The 19,127-nt window shown below is 72.4% G+C and carries 13 protein-coding genes, 1 tRNA gene and 1 pseudogene; 5 read left to right on the forward strand and 10 right to left on the reverse strand.

Features of this window, described 5'->3' with window-relative positions; genetic code table 11:
• Positions 1-3: 3 nt before the first annotated feature.
• The 3 genes from dnaJ to dnaK form a co-directional block, all read right to left on the reverse strand.
• Positions 4-1,155: a molecular chaperone DnaJ gene (dnaJ, locus tag ACGFZP_RS09835; RefSeq protein ID WP_392930466.1), complete on the reverse strand. Its 1,152-nt coding sequence runs from the start codon at positions 1,153-1,155 to the stop codon at positions 4-6.
• Between the two features lie 123 nt (positions 1,156-1,278).
• A complete protein-coding gene (grpE, locus tag ACGFZP_RS09840; protein WP_392930467.1) occupies positions 1,279-1,899 on the reverse strand; it encodes a nucleotide exchange factor GrpE in 621 nt (206 codons plus the stop codon).
• Positions 1,896-3,734, reverse strand: coding sequence for a molecular chaperone DnaK (gene dnaK / locus ACGFZP_RS09845; protein ID WP_392930468.1), 1,839 nt, complete (start codon positions 3,732-3,734; stop codon positions 1,896-1,898). The genes grpE and dnaK overlap by 4 nt, the downstream gene beginning before the upstream one ends.
• A gap of 294 nt (positions 3,735-4,028) precedes the next feature.
• Between dnaK and ACGFZP_RS09850 the strand changes: the two genes are divergently transcribed.
• The 4 genes and pseudogenes from ACGFZP_RS09850 (at position 4,029) to ACGFZP_RS09865 (ending at position 9,917) form a co-directional block, all read left to right on the forward strand.
• The gene (locus tag ACGFZP_RS09850) at positions 4,029-6,248 is read left to right on the forward strand and encodes a (Fe-S)-binding protein (RefSeq protein WP_392930470.1); all 2,220 of its coding nucleotides are present in this window, start codon (positions 4,029-4,031) and stop codon (positions 6,246-6,248) included.
• A 337-nt stretch (positions 6,249-6,585) separates the two neighbouring features.
• Positions 6,586-7,659, forward strand: a pseudogene (locus ACGFZP_RS09855) (sugar phosphate nucleotidyltransferase); the annotation flags it as partial.
• Positions 7,660-7,876: 217 nt separating this feature from the next.
• Entirely contained in the window at positions 7,877-8,923 is a 1,047-nt protein-coding gene (locus ACGFZP_RS09860) for a Yip1 family protein (RefSeq protein ID WP_392930472.1), read from the forward strand.
• A 103-nt stretch (positions 8,924-9,026) separates the two neighbouring features.
• Entirely contained in the window at positions 9,027-9,917 is an 891-nt protein-coding gene (locus ACGFZP_RS09865) for a metal-dependent hydrolase (RefSeq protein WP_392930474.1), read from the forward strand.
• Between the two features lie 131 nt (positions 9,918-10,048).
• On the opposite strand, the gene dcd is transcribed toward ACGFZP_RS09865, so the two are convergent.
• The gene (gene dcd / locus ACGFZP_RS09870; protein ID WP_392930475.1) at positions 10,049-10,624 is read right to left on the reverse strand and encodes a dCTP deaminase; all 576 of its coding nucleotides are present in this window, start codon (positions 10,622-10,624) and stop codon (positions 10,049-10,051) included.
• Between the two features lie 71 nt (positions 10,625-10,695).
• Entirely contained in the window at positions 10,696-10,932 is a 237-nt protein-coding gene (locus tag ACGFZP_RS09875; protein WP_148643912.1) for a hypothetical protein, read from the reverse strand.
• A 262-nt stretch (positions 10,933-11,194) separates the two neighbouring features.
• Here ACGFZP_RS09875 and ACGFZP_RS09880 point away from each other — a divergent pair.
• Positions 11,195-11,265 (forward strand) — tRNA-Gly (locus ACGFZP_RS09880).
• Between the two features lie 94 nt (positions 11,266-11,359).
• Here ACGFZP_RS09880 and ACGFZP_RS09885 read toward each other — a convergent pair.
• From ACGFZP_RS09885 to ACGFZP_RS09905, 5 genes are all read right to left on the reverse strand, one after another.
• Positions 11,360-12,643: an MFS transporter gene (locus ACGFZP_RS09885; protein WP_392930478.1), complete on the reverse strand. Its 1,284-nt coding sequence runs from the start codon at positions 12,641-12,643 to the stop codon at positions 11,360-11,362.
• 346 nt (positions 12,644-12,989) lie between these two features.
• Positions 12,990-15,698 carry a BTAD domain-containing putative transcriptional regulator gene (locus tag ACGFZP_RS09890; protein ID WP_392930480.1) on the reverse strand — a complete coding sequence of 903 codons (2,709 nt, stop codon included), beginning with the start codon at positions 15,696-15,698 and terminating at the stop codon, positions 12,990-12,992.
• Positions 15,699-15,955: 257 nt separating this feature from the next.
• Positions 15,956-17,083: a glycosyltransferase gene (locus tag ACGFZP_RS09895; protein WP_392930482.1), complete on the reverse strand. Its 1,128-nt coding sequence runs from the start codon at positions 17,081-17,083 to the stop codon at positions 15,956-15,958.
• A gap of 226 nt (positions 17,084-17,309) precedes the next feature.
• On the reverse strand, positions 17,310-18,089 hold the full coding sequence (locus ACGFZP_RS09900) for an alpha/beta fold hydrolase (RefSeq protein ID WP_392930484.1): 780 nt from the start codon (positions 18,087-18,089) through the stop codon (positions 17,310-17,312).
• Between the two features lie 222 nt (positions 18,090-18,311).
• The gene (locus ACGFZP_RS09905) at positions 18,312-18,968 is read right to left on the reverse strand and encodes a TetR/AcrR family transcriptional regulator (RefSeq protein ID WP_392930486.1); all 657 of its coding nucleotides are present in this window, start codon (positions 18,966-18,968) and stop codon (positions 18,312-18,314) included.
• Between the last annotated feature and the right edge of the window lie 159 nt (positions 18,969-19,127).

Here is a 19,127-nt window from a genome sequence, read left to right on the forward strand (position 1 = left end):
TCGTCACGCTCCCTTCGCCGCCCGGAACAGGGCGGCTCGCGGGTCGTCGGAGGCGGTGGCCTCGCGGTACTGCTCCAGTGCCGTCAGCGCGTCACCGGTGACGGCCTGCGGCACCGCGACCTCCACGGTGACCAGGAGGTCGCCGCGGGTGCCGTCCTTGCGGGTGGCGCCCTTTCCGCGGGCCCGCAGGGTGAGGCCGTTGGCACTGCCGGCGGGCAGCTTGAGCTTCACCGAGGGGCCGTTGAGCGTCGGTACCTCGATGGTGCCGCCGAGAGCCGCTTCGGGGAAGGTGACCGGTACCGTCACGGTCAGGTTGTCGCCCTTGCGCCCGAAGACCGGGTGGGTGTCGACGTGGACGGTGACGTAGAGGTCGCCGGAGACGCCGCCTCGCTCGCCCTGGGCGCCCTTGCCCTTGAGGCGGATCCGCTGGGCGTCCTGGACGCCGGCGGGGATCCGGACCTGCATGGTACGGGCCGAGGTGGCCTTGGCGCTGCCGTGGCAGTCGGGGCACGGGTCGTCGACGATCATGCCCCGGCCGCGGCAGTCCCGGCACGGCTCGGAGAGCGCGAAGGCGCCCTGGCCGCGGCTGACGGTGCCGGCGCCGACGCAGGTCGGACAGACCCGGGGGGTGGTGCCGGTCCTGGCGCCGGTGCCGTTGCAGGTGCGGCAGGGGGCCTGACTGGTCATCCGCAGCGGGACGGTCGCGCCGTCCACCGCCTCCTCGAAGGAGAGCGTCACCTCGGTCTCGACGTCGGCGCCGCGCCGGGGCTGGGCCTGCCGGGTGCCGCCGCGGTTGAACAGGCCGCCGAAGACGTCGCCGATCCCGCCCCCGCCGCCGCCCTGGCTGCCGCTGAAGAGGTCCCCGAAGTCGAAGCTGTGGTTGCCGTTGCCGGGGCCGCCGGAGCGGAAGCCGCCGTTGGCGAAGAGGGTGCGCGCCTCGTCGTACTCCTTGCGGCGCTTTTCGTCCGACAGGACGTCATACGCCTCGGAGATGTCCTTGAACCGGTCCTCGGCCTTGACGTCGCCCTTGTTGGCGTCGGGGTGGAACTCGCGCGCCAGCTTGCGGTAGGTCTTCTTGATCTCGGTGGCGGAGGCGTCCTTGGGCACGCCGAGGACCTTGTAGTAGTCCTTCTCCACGTAGTCCTTGCCGCTCATGGCTGCCGCCACCTCCCGAGACCCATAGTCAGTGCAGTGCCACCTGCGGTGTCAATAGCGAGCGCGCCGCGGAGTCGTACGCCGTACGGGACGACGGTGTACGACTCCGCAGCGCAAGGGTGTTCAGCTGTCCGCGCCACCGTCGGCCTTGTCCGACTCCGCGGACTTCGACGACTCGGCGTCCGGCCCGGAGGTGGTCTGGGTGCCCGGCTGGGGCTCCGCGACCGCCACCATCGCCGGGCGGATGATCCGCTCGCCGATCCGGTAGCCGGGCTGGAGGATCTGGACACAGGTGTCCTCGGTGACGTCCGAGGAGTAGCTGTGCATGAGCGCCTCGTGCATGGTCGGGTCGAAGGGCTCGCCCTCCTTGCCGAACTGCTGCAGGCCCAGCTTGGCCACGACCGTCTCGAGCGACTCGGCGACGGACTTGAAGCCGCCCGTCACCTCGCCGTGCTCGCGGGCCCGGCCGATGTCGTCCAGCACCGGGATCAGGGACTCCAGGATGTTGGAGACCGCGATCTCGCGGACCGTCAGACGGTCGCGCTCGACCCGCTTGCGGTAGTTCTGGTACTCGGCCTGGAGGCGCTGGAGGTCGGCGGTCCGCTCGGCCAGCTCGCGCTTGGCCGTGGCGGCGTCGTCCCCGGCGGAGTCCCCGGCCGCGGCGGCCTCCTCGGCCGCCTTGATCACGGCCTCCTCGGCGGCGGAGTCGTCGCCGGGCTCAGCACCCTGCGGCTTCTCCGTCATGCCGCACCGCCCTTGGGCTTCTCGTCGTCCACGATCTCGGCGTCGACGACGTCGTCGTCCTTGGCACCGGCGGCGTCGTCGGCCGGGGCGGAGGAGGCGGCGTCGGCGTTGGCGTAGAGCGCCTGGCCGAGCTTCTGGGCGGTGGTGGAGACCTTCTCGGTCGCCTCGCGGATGGCCGCGATGTCCTCGCCCTTCAGGGCCTCCTTGAGCTCGCCGATGGCGGCCTCGACCTCGGCCTTGACGTCGGCCGGGAGCTTGTCGGCGTTGTCCGCGATGAACTTCTCGGTCGAGTAGACGAGCTGCTCGGCCTGGTTGCGGGTCTCGACCGACTCGCGGCGCTTGTGGTCCTCCTCCGCGTACTGCTCGGCCTCGCGCATCATGCGCTCGATGTCGTCCTTCGGCAGCGCGGAGCCGCCGGTGACGGTCATCTTCTGCTCCTTGCCGGTGCCGAGGTCCTTCGCGCCGACGTGCATGATGCCGTTGGCGTCGATGTCGAAGGTGACCTCGATCTGGGGCAGGCCGCGGGGGGCCGGCGGGAGACCGGTCAGCTCGAACATGCCGAGCTTCTTGTTGTACGCGGCGATCTCGCGCTCGCCCTGGTACACCTGGATCTGCACGGACGGCTGGTTGTCCTCGGCCGTGGTGAAGATCTCGGAGCGCTTGGTCGGGATCGTAGTGTTGCGCTCGATCAGCTTGGTCATGATGCCGCCCTTGGTCTCGATGCCGAGGGACAGCGGGGTGACGTCGAGCAGCAGGACGTCCTTGACCTCGCCCTTGAGGACACCGGCCTGGAGCGCGGCGCCGATGGCGACGACCTCGTCCGGGTTGACGCCCTTGTTGGCGTCCTGCCCGCCGGTCATCTCCTTGACGAGCTCGGCGACGGCCGGCATCCGGGTGGAGCCACCGACCAGGACGACGTGGTCGATCTCGGAGAGCGAGATGCCCGCGTCCTTGATCACGTTGTGGAACGGCGTCTTGCAGCGCTCCAGCAGGTCGGCGGTGAGCTGCTGGAACTGGGCCCGGGTGAGCTTCTCGTCCAGGTGCAGCGGGCCCTCGGCGGAGGCCGTGATGTAGGGCAGGTTGATCGAGGTCTCGGAGGACGAGGACAGCTCGATCTTGGCCTTCTCGGCGGCCTCGCGCAGACGCTGCAGGGCCATCTTGTCCTTGGACAGGTCGACGCCGTGGCCGGCCTGGAAGACCTTCACCAGGTGGTCGACGACCTTCTGGTCCCAGTCGTCACCACCGAGGTGGTTGTCACCGTTGGTGGCCTTCACCTCGACGACCCCGTCGCCGATCTCCAGCAGGGAGACGTCGAAGGTGCCGCCGCCGAGGTCGAAGACCAGGATGGTCTGGTCGTCCTTGTCCAGGCCGTAGGCCAGCGCGGCCGCGGTGGGCTCGTTGACGATGCGCAGGACGTTGAGGCCCGCGATCTCACCAGCCTCCTTGGTCGCCTGGCGCTCGGAGTCGGAGAAGTACGCCGGGACGGTGATGACGGCGTCGGTGACCGTCTCGCCCAGGTACGCCTCGGCGTCCCGCTTCAGCTTCTGCAGCACGAAGGCGCTGATCTGCTGGGGGTTGAAGTCCTTGCCGTCCAGGTTGATCTTCCACCCGGTGCCCATGTGGCGCTTGACCGAGCGGATGGTGCGGTCCACGTTGGTGACCGCCTGGCGCTTGGCCACCTCGCCGACCAGAACCTCGCCGTTCTTGGCGAAGGCGACGACGGACGGCGTGGTCCGCGCGCCCTCGGCGTTCGTGATGACGGTGGGCTCGCCACCCTCCAGAACGCTGACGACCGAGTTCGTCGTGCCGAGGTCGATGCCGACCGCGCGTGCCATCGTAAATACCTCCACGGAAGAGTTGAGCTTTACAGGCTCAAGGATGCATGACCGACCGGGCAGCGTCAACATGGGTGAGCCGGGCAGGCTCAACTTTGCTGAGTCCGGCTAATGGGGTGGGCCCGGTCCGGAGTGCCAAGGGTGGACTTACGTGACTGCCGCCATACCTTGGGCATCTTCAGGAGAAGAGTTGACAAACGGTAATGTCCGGGCCGTCGGCCCAGGAAGTTACCGACGAGTACAATCGCCCCGGAGAGACTGCTCACCCAGGAAGCCGCAGGAGACGGAGAGCCGATGCAACTAGCAGCGATCGTCATCTCGCTGGTCACGTTTGTGATCGGCACCGCGCTCGCCGCCCGTGCGGCGCTGTACATCTTCAAGGTGGTGCGGACCGGCCAGTCCGACCCCACCAGGTTCGGGGAGCCCGCACAGCGGGTGAAGACCGTGGCGGTCGAGTTCGTCGGCCACACCCGGATGAACCGCTGGGGCGTCGTCGGCGTCGCCCACTGGTTCGTCGCGGTCGGGTTCTTCAGCCTGGTCCTGACCATCGTCAACGCCTTCGGCCAGCTCTTCGACGCCGAGTTCGCGCTGCCGATCATCGGCCACTGGATGATCTGGCAACTCTTCGTCGAACTGGTCGGCACCCTCACCACACTGGGCATCGCGACCCTGATCGTGATCCGGCTGCTCAGCCTGCCGTCCAGGTCCGGCCGCAAGTCCCGCTTCGCCGGCTCGATCGCCTGGCAGGCCTTCTACGTCGAGTACACGATCCTCGGCATCGGCCTGTGCATCATGATGCTGCGCGCCCTGGAGGGCGCCCTCAACGGCGTCGACTCGTACGGGCCCGAGCACCTGGTCTCGTACCCGCTGGTCTCCGCGCTCAACGGGCTGGCACCCGGCACGCTGGAGAACCTGATCTACTTCTTCGCGATGCTGAAGATCTGCATCTCCTTCGCCTGGGCGACCACCATCGGCATCAACCCGTCGATGGGCGTGGCCTGGCACCGGTTCCTCGCGTTCTTCAACATCTACTTCAAGCGCGAGGAGGACGGCGGCACCGCGCTCGGCGCCCTGCGTCCGATGACCAGCGACGGCAAGCCGATCGACTTCGAGGACCCGGCCGACGACGCCGTGTTCGGCGTCTCCCAGGTCGAGCACTTCTCCTGGAAGGGCATCCTCGACTTCTCCACCTGCACCGAGTGCGGCCGCTGCCAGTCGCAGTGCCCCGCCTGGAACACCGGCAAGCCGCTCTCCCCCAAGCTGCTGATCATGAGCCTGCGCGAGCACGCCTTCGCCAAGGCGCCGTACCTGCTCGCGGGCGGCGGCAAGGACATGGAGGGCAACGAGACGGCCACGGCCGAGCAGCTCAAGGACGTCCCGGCCGCCGCGCTGGCCGAGGCCGAGCGCCCGCTCATCGGCACCGCCGAGGAGAACGGCGTCATCGACCCGGACGTGCTGTGGTCCTGCACCACCTGCGGCGCCTGCGTCGAGCAGTGCCCGGTGGACATCGAGCACATCGACCACATCGTCGACATGCGCCGCTACCAGGTGATGATCGAGTCCTCGTTCCCGACCGAGGCCGGGACGATGCTCAAGAACCTGGAGAACAAGGGCAACCCGTGGGGCATGGCCACCAAGGCGCGCCTGGACTGGGTCAAGGAGCTCAAGAAGGAGACCGGCATCGAGGTGCCGGTGATCGGTGAGGACATCGACCCCGCCGAGGTCGAGTACCTCTACTGGGTCGGCTGCGCCGGTGCCCTGGAGGACCGCGCCAAGAAGACCACCAAGGCCTTCGCCGAGCTGCTGCACACCGCCGGCGTGCAGTTCGCGATCCTCGGCAAGGAGGAGTCCTGCACCGGTGACTCCGCCCGCCGCCTGGGCAACGAGTTCCTCTTCCAGATGCTCGGCGCGCAGAACGTCGAGACCCTGAACGCGGCGCTGGAGGACGCTCCGAAGAAGCGGATCGTCGCCACCTGCCCGCACTGCTTCAACACCATCGCCAACGAGTACCCGCAGCTGGGCGGCCACTTCGAGGTCATCCACCACACCCAGCTGCTGCAGCACCTGATCGACGAGGGCAAGCTCGTCCCGGTCAACCCGGTCGAGGGCCTGATCACCTACCACGACCCCTGCTACCTGGGCCGCCACAACAAGGTCTACAGCCCGCCGCGCGAGATCATGGACAAGGTCCCCGGTCTGCGCCAGCAGGAGATGCACCGCCACAAGGAGCGCGGCTTCTGCTGCGGCGCCGGCGGCGCGCGGATGTGGATGGAGGAGCGCATCGGCAAGCGGATCAACACCGAGCGCGTGGACGAGGCGCTGTCGCTCAACCCCGACATCGTCTCCACCGCCTGCCCGTTCTGCCTGGTGATGCTCTCCGACTCGGTCAACGGGAAGAAGAACGAGGGCGCGGCCAAGGAGCACCTGAAGGTCGTGGACGTCGCCCAGCTGCTGCTCGACTCGGTGAAGGCGGCGCCGCCCGCGGAGGCCGAGGCACAGGCCGTCGACGCCTGAGCAGGGCGGTAACCCCGGTCTGTTGTTCGACAGTTCTGCTACAACCGCCCGGCCCGGCAGGTGCCCACGAGCGCCTGCCGGGCCGGGCTTTTCGCCTGCTTTTCACCCGGCTCCCACCCGGCTTTCCACCGTGCTTCGCCTGCCGTCCCGCAGGTGGCGGGACGCCAACCGGCAGACCGCCGGACCAGGCCGAGGTGGGAAGGAAATACAGTAGGCGCCTGACCGGCCTCGTGCCGGTCGAACCCGTACGGCCCTCCGGACGGGTGATCAGACCACCGACGGAGGTATCGGCCCGCCGGGCCGGGCCGCAGAGACCACAAGGGGAACAGCGCAGACCATGACCGAGGCGATCATGCTGGTCGGTGGTAAGGGCACGCGACTGCGTCCGCTGACCACCCACACCCCCAAGCCGATGCTCCCCGTGGCAGGCGTCCCGTTCATCGCACACCAGCTGGCCCGGGCGGCCGCCGCCGGGGTCACCCGGGTCGTGCTGGCCACCTCGTACCTGGCCGAGGTCTTCGAGGACCACTTCCAGGACGGCACCCCGTACGGGATCGAGCTGGTGTACCTGACCGAGCGCGAGCCGCTCGGTACCGGCGGTGCCATCCGCAACGCCGCCTCCGGGCTGACCTGCGGCCCCGACGAGCCGGTCCTGGTCTTCAACGGGGACATCCTGTCCGGCGTCGACATCGCGGCCCTGCGCGACGGCCACGTGGCCGCCGGGGCCGACGTCACGCTGCACCTCACCCGGGTGGCCGACCCGCGCGCGTTCGGGCTGGTCCCGACCGACGCGAACGGGCGGGTGCTGGAGTTCCTGGAGAAGCCGGAGACGCCCGAGCAGATCGTCACCGACCAGATCAACGCCGGCTGCTACGTCTTCACCCGCTCCGTGATCGACCGCATCCCGGCCGGCCGCGAGGTGTCCGTGGAGCGCGAGACCTTCCCCGAGCTGCTGGCCACCGGCGCGCTGCTGCGCGGCGTGGTGGACACCTCGTACTGGCTGGACCTCGGCACCCCGGCGGCCTTCGTCCGCGGCTCCGCCGACCTGGTGCTGGGCAAGGTCGACTCCCCGGCGGTCCCCGGGCCGACCGGTGACGCCCTGCTGCTGCCCGGCTCGACCGTGCACCCCGGCGCCGTGCTGAGCGGCGGCACGGTGGTCTCCGAGGGGGCCGTGATCGAGGCCGGCGCGATCGTCGAGGGCAGCGTGATCCTGCCCGGTGCGGCGATCGGCCCGGACACCCTGGTCAAGGACTCCATCGTGGGCGCCTACGCCACCGTCGGCGACCGTACGGCGCTGGACGGTGCGGTGATCGGCGACGGTGCGATCGTCGAGTCGGACAACGAGCTGCCCGCCGGCATCCGGATCGCCTGCGGCACGCTGCTGCCGGTCGGCGCCGTCCGCGTCTCGGCGGGCCCCGGCGGCTGCCCGGCGGGCGCCTCGGCGGCCGCGGCGGTGCACGCGCCGACGGTGACCGCCCAGCGGTAGCGGCGCTTTTCGGGGCGCCTCGGCCGGGGCTCCGCCGTTTGAAGTGCCGCCGTCCGGATCCGGGCGTCACAGGCCGGCTGCAAACCGGCCCCGGGTCCGTACGCGGCCTACACGGAGTCAGCCGGACGGGTACCTTCGGAGCGTGGCTGGTAATCGATACGACAGCGGGCAGGGTGCCGACCCCCGTGGCGGGTGGTCGGCCCCGCCGCCCTCCGCGGCGGCGCCCGGGGGGTACGGGCAGACGGACGGGCCGGAGTACTTCACCGGCCCGCACCAGGGGACCGGCGGCGCGCCTGCGGGCGGCCCCGGTGGGGGCGGTCACGGTGCCGCGGGGGGCTACGACCCGTACGCCGCGGACCAGCCCGGTCACACCCGGGCCTTCCCGACCGGCGCGGACCCGTACGCGGGCGAGCCCTACGGCGGGGGGCCGTACCCGGGGGGCCCGTACCAGGGGGAGCAGTACCCCGGCGGCCCCTACCCGGGGGAGCAGTACCAGGGGGACCACTACCAGGGCTACCCGCAGCAGCACGGGCAGGGGCCCGGACAGGGGCACGGGCCGCAGGGCTACTACGAGCCCGCCCCGCACGAGCAGGACAACGTCGCCGTGTACCGGGCCGGCGGCCAGTCCGCCCCGCACGCCGCAGGCCCCCGCCCGCCCTGGCGCGAACTGCTGATCGGCCTCTTCCGCGCCCCGACCGCGACTTTCGACCGCACCCGCGACCACCAGGTCTGGCTGCCCGCCGTCACGGTCTCGCTGCTGTACGGCGCGCTCGCCGTGCTGGGCATCGGCCTGACCCGCAACGACGTGGTCGACTCGACCTTCACCGTCGCGCTGACCGCCATGGCCGCCGCCGCGATCGGCTTCACCCTGGCCGGTGCCACCCTCGGCGCGGTGACCTTCGCCCTGGCCCGGCAGTTCGGCGGGGACGGCCCCTGGCAGTCCACGGTCGGCCTGGCGGTGCTGATCGGCTGGCTCACCGACGCGCCCCGGCTGCTGCTGGCGCTGGTGCTGCCGTCCGACAACCTGGTCGTCCAGGTCGTCGGCTGGGCGACCTGGCTGCTCTGCGCCGTCCTGCTGACCACGATGGTGCGCCGGGTGCACGACCTGCCCTGGGGCAAGGCGGCCGGCGCGGCAGCGCTGCAGCTGCTCGCGCTGCTGGTGCTGATCAAGCTGCCGACCCTGGGCTGAGCCCGGTCCGGCCGGGGGAGAATGGGCGGCGGGCCCCGGGTTCGGGGCCCGATCCGCTTCCACCCTCGTCCACCCTCGCCAGCGATCCGCACGGAGCCAGCGCATGACCCTCCCCACCACCCACGTCAGCTTCCCCGCCGGGGCGGTCACCGGCGAGTCGCCGGTGCTCGCGGTGCACCCGCTGGACGGCGGCCGGTACGCCGTCGTCACCGAGGCGACCCCGTTCCACCCGCTCGACCACACCTGGCCCGACCAGCCCGCCGACCTCGGCACGCTCACCGTGGACGGCACCGGGCTGGCCGTCGTGGACTGCCTGACCGGCGCGGTCGGCCCGGACGGCGGCGCGCCGCTGGCCGGCAAGGACATCCCGGTCCGGCGCGGTGACGAGGAGTGGTCCTGGCTGGTCCTGCACGTGGTCGACGGCGACCCGGGGGACCTGGTCGGCCGGGTGGCCACCCTCAGCGTCGACGCCGGGCGCCGCGCCGCGCTGTGCGCCTCGCACAGCGGCTGCCACCTGCTCGCCCTCGCCCTGAACGCCGCCCTCGCGCCGCGCTGGCGCAAGGACCCGGGCCGCTCCGACGCCTTCGGGAACCCCGACTTCGACAGCCTCGCGATGGACACCTCGGTGATGGACACCGAGGCCAGCACCGACACCTACCGGCTCGGCAAGTCGCTGCGGAAGAAGGGCTTCACCACCGAGGCCACCGAGGACCTCCCCGCCCTGGCCGACGCGCTGCCCGAGCTCACCGAGGCCGTCAACCGGCAGCTGGCCGCCTGGGTCGCCGCCGACGCACCCGTCCGCATCGAGGTCCCCGGACCGGAGCTGACCGCCCGCCGCCAGTGGCACTGCGAGCTGCCCGAGGGCGCGGCCCGGATCTTCTGCGGCGGCACCCACCTGCACCACCTCGGTGAGCTGGCCGAGCTCCGCACCGAGCTGCGCCTCTCCGAGGACGGCAGCGAGCTGGTCGCCGTCACCCGGCCCAAGCGCGCCTGACTCCGGCGCCCCCTACAACGCCTGCGGGCGGCCGCCCCTCGGAGTGAGGGGTGGCCGCCCGCGGTGCGTGCGCTCTGTGCCGCTGTGCCGCTGTTCCGTTGTGCCGCAGTGCCGCTCCGGGCCCGCGGTGCTCAGACCTTGGTGCGGTGGAAGTTCAGGTACGAGCGGGACGGCGTCGGGCCGCGCTGGCCCTGGTAGCGCGAGCCGTAGCGCGCGGAGCCGTACGGGTGCTCGGACGGCGAGGAGAGCCGGAACAGGCAGAGCTGCCCGATCTTCATCCCCGGGTAGAGCTTGATCGGCAGCGTTGCGACGTTCGACAGCTCCAGCGTGACGTGCCCGCTGAAGCCGGGGTCGATGAAGCCGGCCGTGGAGTGGGTGAGCAGGCCGAGGCGGCCCAGGCTGGACTTGCCCTCCAGCCGCGAGGCGACGTCGTCCGGCAGCGTGATGACCTCATAGGTCGACGCCAGCACGAACTCGCCCGGGTGCAGGATGAACGCCTCGTCGCCCTCCGGCTCGACCAGCCGGGTCAGGTCCGGCTGCTCCTCGGAGGGGTCGATGTGCGGGTAGCGGTGGTTCTCGAACACGCGGAAGAAGCGGTCCAGCCGCACGTCGATACTGGAGGGCTGGATCATCGCCGGGTCGAACGGGTCGATGGAGACCCGACCCTTGTCGATTTCCGTCCGGATGTCCTTGTCAGAGAGCAGCACGCTTCGAGGTTACGTGCACGACGCGGCCCCGGACGAATCGCCCGGGGCCGCATCCGTCACATCCGTCCCGGTCAGGCCAGGAACTCCGCGGCCTCCAGCCGCATCGCCCGGGCCAGTTGCGGCTCGGACAGCTCCCGCACGTCGGCCAGCACCGAGCTGCGCAGGCGTCCGCACTGCGGACAGCGGATCAGCCGACCGGGCCCCAGCCGACCGGGCCCGAGGTTCTGCATCGGGAACGTGGTGGTGCTGAACAGGTGCCCCTCGGCACAACGAACGACGGCGCGCTGCTCCATCGATCCCCTTCCCATCCTTACCCCGGTACTCACCCGTACTCATCGCGCCCCGAGAGGCGGGGCCCCCGGGACAGCGTCACATTAGGGGATGTTCCGGACATTCCACACCGCGGCTCGCCGCCCCGAAACCCACCGCCGGAGCACTCTCACGCGGCCCACACAGTACGCCTCCGACCCCGCCCCCCGCGGCTCCGCCGCGCTCGGGGATCGCCTGTGCGCCCGCCGTTGCGGATGGGGTACAGTGATGGTGGACGGGCGGTTTCTGACAGCCCGTCAGGCGGGCGTAGTTTAATGGTAGAACATGAGCTTCCCAAGCTTATAGCGCGAGTTCGATTCTCGTCGCCCGCTCCGTTGCCGAAAGCCGCAGGTCACCTGACCTGCGGCTTTCGTGTTTTCCGGGGGTGGCGCCGGGGCGTGGTCGGGGCGCTCGGGCGGGTGGTGGTCAGGGGCGGGGCGGGACGCGGGGGAGGGTGCGGATGGGGTGGGTGGCCAGGAGGGCGGCGGCGGTGAGGAGGGCGACCGCGACGCCGACCAGGAGGACCCGGTCGGTGCCGAAGGCGCCGACGGCCGGGCCGGCCAGCGCGCTGCCAATCGGGTACATGCCGACGGAGCCCGCGACCTCGTAGGCGTGGACGCGGTTGAGCACCTCGCCCGGCACCTGGGTCTGCACGCTGGTGGCCCACATGACGCCCCAGACGCCGACTCCGACGCCGACCGCGACCTGGGCGGCGACGAGCAGCCAGACCGGCCAGTCGAGCACGATGCCGAGCGGGTAGAGCGGGTAGGCCAGCATCGCCACGGCCCCGGCGGCCAGCGGGCGTTCGGGCTTGTAGCGGATCGCCAGCAGGCCGCCGGCCACGGTGCCCGCGCCCAGCGCGGCGTTGAGCAGGCCGAAGGCGGTCGCGCCGTGCTCGGGCACGATCACACCGGCGGCCACCGACAGCTGCGGGCCCCAGGAGAGCACCGCGAAGAACATCCAGATCACGATCACGCCCCAGAGCCAGCTGCGGGCGCGGAACTCCTGCCAGCCGACCGCCAGGTTGTGCCACAGGCTCTCGCCGGCCGGCGGGGCGGGCACCGCCCCGAGCCGGAGCGCGAACAGGCAGGCCGCGCTGGTCCCGTAGGCGACGGCGGAGATCACCATCACCCAGCCGGTGGCCCCGAATCCGACCAGGGCGCCGGCCAGTGCGGGGCCGCCCAGCCCGGTGAGCGCCTCGGAGGTGCGCAGCACGCCGTTGGCGCCCTGTACGTCGCGGGCCACCAGCGGGACGGTCGAGGCGGAGCCCGGCTGGAACATCGCGTTGGCGGTGCCGGCCACCATCAACAGCGCGTACAGCTGCCAGAGATGGTCGATGCCGTGGATGAACAGAAGGGCGAGCAGCACGTGGGCGCCGAGGTTGGCCAGGTCGGCGGCGATCATCAGTCGGCGGGCGGTGAAGCGGTCGGCGAGCACCCCGCCGAACAGCACCAACCCGGCGAACGGGCCCACCAGGAAGGCCATCGCGTACCCGGCGGTGTCCAGGCCGTACCCGCCGCTGAGCAGGCCGGCCGAGACCGCGACCGGCAGCATGGCCCAACTGAGCAGGCCCGCACTGCGGCCGGTGAAGTAGTACCGGAAGTTACGGGACCAGATCGCCGGTTCGCCGGTCGGCGGCGGCTCGGCGGGCCGGTCCTGGACCTGCGAGGGCGTCGCCGTCGCAGTGTGCTCGGTCAGGCATTCCGCCATGACTGTTCAACCCCTCGGTCGTGGAACGTGGTTGTCGGCGTGTGGAAGCGACGCGCCTCAAGTCCGGTTCGGTCGGGCCTGGTCGGCGCGACGCGCCGGGCGTCTGCCGGGCGTCCGTCTGAATCGGGCCTGCGGTGCGACCACCGTACGGAGCCGGCCTGGTCGGGCTCCTACAGCCGGGCCAGAGGAGGGCAGGCCCCCGGTGAGCCCGATCCCGGTCGGGCGAAACGGTGTTGACCTGCGGATCTGTCGGTCGTCGCCGGGCCGGGCAGGGGAACCGGCAGAACGGGGGAGACTGCCGGAGCGCTGGTCCTGCCGCCGGGCCGCGGCAGGACCGGGCCGGTGTTCAGCGGATTCGGCCCCGATTCGTCGTCCGGGAGCGTCGTATCGCCTCGCGCCAGTGCTCGAACGCCCTGCCCCGTGCGCCGGGGGCCGACTGCGCAGGCCGGACGGCGCCGGCCGCCTGGTGCGCGGCGCCGATGCGGCGCAGCGCCAGGGCCCGGCCGTCGAGCCAGCCGGCCTGCCGGGCGAGCTCCAGTGCCCGGCCGACCAGCTCCAGGGCCTGCGCGTGGTCCGCCGGTGCCCCCTGGCAATCGGCGTGCCGCAACCGGGCGGTGGCCTCGGCCCGCAGCTCGCCGTCGGCGACGGCGGCGAACAGGCCGGCGGTCGCGACCCTGAGGCAGTCGCCGGTGTACAGCCCCGCCGAGAGGTAGTCGTGCAAGGTCTCCGCCAACCGCCAGGCAACGGTGGTGAATTCGGCTTCGGATGCGTCGGGCGCGCCCGGGGGTGCCGTCCTCCCGGGCCGGCCTGCGGCCTGCTCCGCCGGGTGGTGCGGGCGGGCCGCCGCGTCGGCGTGGTGGAGGTACCAGTCGAACAGCCGTTGGCGGGCGGCGTGGGCCTCCTCCCTGCCGAGCAGCTCGCGGGCGTAGCAGCGCAGCAGGTCGTGCAGCCCGAACCGGCCGGGCGCCCGTTCCTGCACCAGGTGGGCGTCCGCCAGGCTCACCAGCAGTCCGCCCGATCCGGCCGGGGCCGTGTCGGCCAGCGCCGCGGCGCCGTCCACGGTGAGGTCCGGGCCGGGCATCAGGCTGAGGAGCCGGAACATCCGCTGGGCCTCGGCCGGGAGCGCGCGGTAGGAGAGGTCGAAGGCGGCCCGCACCGTCGAGCGCTGGTCCCCTTCGATGTGCAGTCGGCTGAGCCGGTCGTCGCCCGCCAACTCGGCGCAGTGGTCGGCGATGCCGGCGTTGCCGGCGACCAGGTTGGCGCCGGCGATCCGGATAGCCAGCGGGAGGCCGCCGCACAGCCGGACGAGCCTGCGGGCCGCCTCCTCCTCGGCGGCGACCCGGCACGCGCCGATGGTGCCGCCCAGGAGTTGGCGCGCCTCGTCCGGGTCGAGCACGTCCAGGCCGAGCCGGCGGGCGCCGTCGCTCGCGACCAGCCCGGCGAGCCGGCTGCGGCTGGTGATCACCACCGCGCAGCCCTGGGCGCCCGGGATCAGCGGCCTGACCTGCTCGGCGTCGCGCGCGTCGTCCAGCACGATCAGCATCCGCCGGTCGGCGAGCAGGGTGCGGTACAGCGCCGCGGCCTCGTCCTCGTCGGCGGGCAGCCGGTCGGGCGGGGTGCCCAGTGCCCGGAGGAACTGCGCGAGGACGTCGCCGGGGCGCAGCGTCGGTAGCCGGGAGTGGCCGCGCAGGTCGACGAACAGCTGTCCGTCGGTGAAGTGTTCGCGGCGCGTGTGCGCCCAGCGGGTGGCGAGGGCGGTCTTGCCGACCCCGGGTGCGCCGACCACCGCCACCACGTGCGGGCGCCGGGCCGGGTCGGGCGAGACGAGGGCGTCCAGCTCCGTCAGCTGCCGCCGCCGCCCGACATGGGTGCCGGAGGTGGCGGGCAGCTGGGCTGGGAGCGGGCCGGTGAGCGGGCCGGTGAGCGCGGGGCGGTCGGTCGGCGCGGGGCGCGCGGGCCGGTCGTGGCGCGCGGGCCGGTCGGGGCGCTGGGCGAGGGGCAGTTGCCGGCGCAGCACCCGCAGGTGGGCGTCGCGGACCTCCGCACCGGGTTCGATGCCCAGTTCCTCGTCGAGCCGCTCGCGCAGGCGGCCGAACACGTTGAGCGCGGCGGCCTGCTCCCCGCTGCCGGCGAGGGTGAGGATCAGCCGGGCGTGCAGACCCTCGTGCAGCGGCTCGGTGTTCACCATGTCCCACAGCACCGGGGCGGCATCCTCGGGGCGGTGCAGCAGCAGCGCCGCGTCGGCGTGCAGCAGCACCGCCTTGACTCGCCGCTCGTTGGCCGCCACCGCGGCCGGATGCTGGCGCAGCACCGGGTCCGCATCCGCCAGCACCGGACCTCGCCACCACTGCAGCGCCTGGGCCAGCGACTCGTACGCGGCCTCCGGGGCCGCCGGGTCGGGCGCCTGGTGCAGGCGTCTCGCCTGGGCCAGCAGCTCGTCGAAGTGGCCGAGGTCGATCTGGTTCCGGGCCGCCTCCAGCAGGTAGCCGGTGGGCGTCCGGACGACGGTCGGCGCCGGGACGGTCCGCACTCCGCCCGGGTCGAGCAACCGGCGGACCTGGCTGACGTAGGTGTGGATCAGGCTCTGCTGGGAGCCGGGCGGTCCGGACGGCCAGAGGGTGTCGGTGATCTCCTGCTGGGTGGCGGGTTCGGGGTGCTTGAGCGCCAGCAGTCCGAGCAGCCGGCGCAGCATCGGGCTGGTGACCGGGACGGGCGTCCGGCCGCGCTGGAGGGCGAGCGGGCCGAGGATCAGCAGACGCGGCCGGCCGGCGCCGGGCGGTGGCCCGGTGTGGACGGCGGCCAGCAGGTCAGCCAGCTCGCAGCCGGTCAACCCCAGTGCCTCGCCCAGGCGTTGGAGGGTGTGCGGCCGGGGCTGCCGGACCCGGCCGTGCTCGATGTCGCGCAGTGCCCTGGTACTGATCCCGGCCCGGGTCGCGGCCGCCTCCTGGCTCAGCCCGGCGCGGCTGCGGAAGGACTGGAGCCGTGGGCCGAACGGGCCGGGACCGCCTGCCGGACCTCCCCGGGGAAGCCCCGTGGCCGACGTCCGCTCCGACATGGCATCCCCCTCATCCGGCGACCGCGACCCGTCGGTCGCGACCGGCGGCGGCCTTGCGGGCCCCGTGCGCGGCCGACTCTGCAGAGGCTTCGAAGAAGATCAGTTTGGACTAGACCAATGCGCCAGGCAAGGGGATGACCCGCCTCCCGCCCGGCCCCGGCCCGGCGCGGTCCTCGGTCGGCACGGGGAGCCGGACCCCCTCCCCGCACGGCGAAGCCGCAGGTCGCCGGGACCTGCGGCTTCGATGTCCACCGAGGTCAGCGGGCTGCGGTGGCCAGGGCTTCGAGGGTGGGGACGATGGCGGCCGGAGAGGGGAGCGCGGCGTTCTCGGCCTGGAGGCGGGTGGCGGCCGCGCGAAGGGCCGGGTCGGTGAACAGGCGGGTGAGCAGCGCGCTGTCCACCGCCTCGGAGGTGGCCTGCAGGGCGGAGCCGGCGGCGGTGAGGGCGTCGGCGTTGACGAAGTGGTCGGCGCCCTGCGGGAGGAGCAGCTGGGGCAGGCCGGCCTGGAGGGCGGTGAGCATGGTGCCGGCGCCGCCGTGGTGGATCAGCGCGTCGCAGGTGCCCAGCAGCTCGGCCAGCGGGACCCAGGGGAGCGGGCGGACGTTGGCGGGCAGGGTGCCCAGCGGAGTGAGGTCGGCGTCGCCGACCGCGAGCAGGAACTCGGCGTCCACCGAGGCCGCGGCCTCGATCAGGCGGACGATGGCGCGGACGCCGTCCATCGCGGTGAGCACGGTGCCCAGGGTGACCGCGACGCGCGGGCGGGTGCCGCGGTGCAGCAGGTCCGGGGGGACCAACCCGCCGCCGTTGAAGGGGATGTAGCGCATCCGCAGGCCGTCCGCGTCGCCGCCGAGTTCGGCCGGGACGACGTTGATGGCGAGCGACTCGGCCGGGCCGGCCAGGCCGTGCTGCTCGTAGACGTCGGTGAGGTTGGCCGCAAGGCGCCCCACCATCGAGTGGCCGGAGGTGACGCCGAAGTTCTGGATCGCCGAGGGAAGCTTGAGCTTGGCCGCCACCAGCGGCGCCGCACCCTGGAAGGAGTCGTAGATCAGCAGGTCGGCGCCCCACCCGGTGGCGGCGTCGAGCAGGCCGTCCACCGTGGGGCGGGAGGCCGCGGCGAAGGCGGTGGCCGCCCCGTCGAGGATCTCGTCCTGCGTCAGGTCGGGGTTGACGTAGCGGATCTTCCCCCCGGAGACCTCCTCGAAGACCTCGCGGATGGTGCGGCCGTCACCGACCTCGGTGATCGGGAAGCCGGCGGAGCGGAGCTGGTCCAGCGGCTGCCCGCCCGCGAAGAGCACCTCGTGGCCGGCGGCGCGCAGCGCCTGCGCGGTCGGCACCATCGGGAACAGGTGACCGGCGGCGGCCGGGCCGGTGAAGAGTATGCGCACGGGTGTCTCCTTGCCGTTTGAGGGCGAATCATGTGATCGGGGCAGTCTCTCCCTGCAAGCTGACGCAGAGTCAATTTCTATTCCGATCGGCGTCGGTAATCGGACGTTCTGGCGCAGGTCTTGCCACGGTGCGGACTGTGTGCTCCGAGGGGTGCGGCCGCGGTGGCCTCGCGGTGGCCTCGCGGTGTCCGCCGGAGCGACCGGCGGCGCCGGCCCGGCCCGCGGCTCAGGCCGCCGCCAGGAAGTCGCGGACCTTCCGGCTGAAGGCCTCCGCCTGCTCGAAGACCACGACGTGGCCGGTGTCGAACTCGGCGTACTCGCTGCCCCGGATGCCGGCGTGCAGCAGCCGGGCGTTCTCCACCGGGATGGTGGCGTCCTGGGCGCAGCCGATCACCAGGGTCGGGGCCTGGACGCGGGGGAGCAGCGCGCTGATGTCCAGGCTCAGGTTGAGCGCGATGTGGCGCAGGGTGCCGGGGGCCGGTCGCATGAACCCGGCGTTGGACTCGACGGCCTCGCGGCCGATCCCGTTGAGGAAGCCGCGGCTGAACGCGGTGAGCGTGGCGTAGCGGCCGAACGCGGCCTCGTCGTCGGCGATCGCCAGCCAGACGGTCATCATGTTGCGCAGGTACTCGTCGTCGGCGTTGACCCACCCGGCGGCGGCGACCAGTCGGCGGACCTGCTCGGGCCGCCGGGCCGCGGCGGCGGTGGCGACGACCGCGCCGAGCGAGAAGCCGACGAGGTCGACCGGGCCCCGGCCGGCGTCCTCGATCACCGCGTTGACCTGGGCGGCGAGGGTCTCGACGGTCAGCTCGGCGCCGTCGTCCTCGGCGCTCTCGCTGCCGGACAGTTCGGGGAGCAGCACGGTGTAGCGGTCGGTGAAGCGGTCCAGCAGGTGGTCCCACATGCCGGAGCCCGGACCGGTGCCGTGGACGAGCACCAGGGTGGCGGGGCCCTGGCCGACGATGCGGTAGGGGATGCGGGCGGTGCCGACGGTGACGTTGGGCATGGCTGAGGTCCTCTGCTTTCGGGGTGGGTGTCCGGTCTGCTGCCGGCCCGTCGGTGCGGGCTGACAAGAAAGTAAACTACACGGTGTAGGGCATGGGATCAACTACACCGTGCAGTGCACTTTCCGGGGCGGTCCGGGCGGGACATGCCTCAGGGCCGGCCCCGGTGGTGGGGTCCGGCCCTGAGGGGGCGGTCGGCGGTGGCGGTTCGGTCGTGGTGGCGGTCAGCCGTAGAGGCGCAGGAACGCGCGGACCCCGACGGCGATGCCGGAGGCCAGCTCGGTGTCCGGGATCGGGACGGCGCCGTAGAAGGTGCGGTCGGCGGCGCCGCTGAAGGTCAGCAGGGTGAACTGGGTCGCGGCCAGCCCGGCGTCCTGCTCCGCCTCGTCGAAGCGCAGCAGCCCCTGTCCGGCCAGCCGGTCGAAGTGTGCGGTGATGTCCCGGTGCGAGGCGAGCGGGCCGGCGTCCAGCCAGGCCGCGAGGACGTCGGGCGGGATGTTTCCCGCCTCGGCGCGGATGGTGCGGCCCAGTGCGTAGTGGTCGCCCGCCGCGATCACGGCCTTGGCCCGGTCGACGGCGAAGGCGGTGAGGTCGGCCTCCAGGTCGACGATCTTGTGCAGGTGCCGGTCGGCCAGGCCCGCGATGATCTCGGTGAGCTCGCCGGCGGTCTCCAGGGCGACGGAGAGGAACAGCTTCTCCTTGTCACCGAAGTGGTTGTAGATGGTGCGCTTGGACACGCCGGCCTCGGCGGCGATCGCGTCCACGCTCGCCCGCGTGTAGCCCTCGCGGCCGAACACCGTGCTCGCCGCGCGCGCGATGGCCTGCCGCTTCTCCGGCATCCGGCGCGAGCCCGCGGGTGGCGTGGGGTTCCCTGGGGTCATCGGGCGTCTCTCCTTCGGCAAAGGTGCACTACTCGGTGCAGTTTACCCTTGGCGGTGTGGCGGGCCGCGTCGTACGGTGGGGGAGGGCGACCGGACGTGCCGTCAGATCCGGCGGAACCGTGGCGGGCGGCGGGCCGTCCCAGGGGGAAACGGAACCCC

The sequence above is a fragment of the Kitasatospora sp. NPDC048239 genome, assembly GCF_043202015.1.
In the GTDB taxonomy this organism is placed as follows: Bacteria; Actinomycetota; Actinomycetes; order Streptomycetales; family Streptomycetaceae; genus Kitasatospora.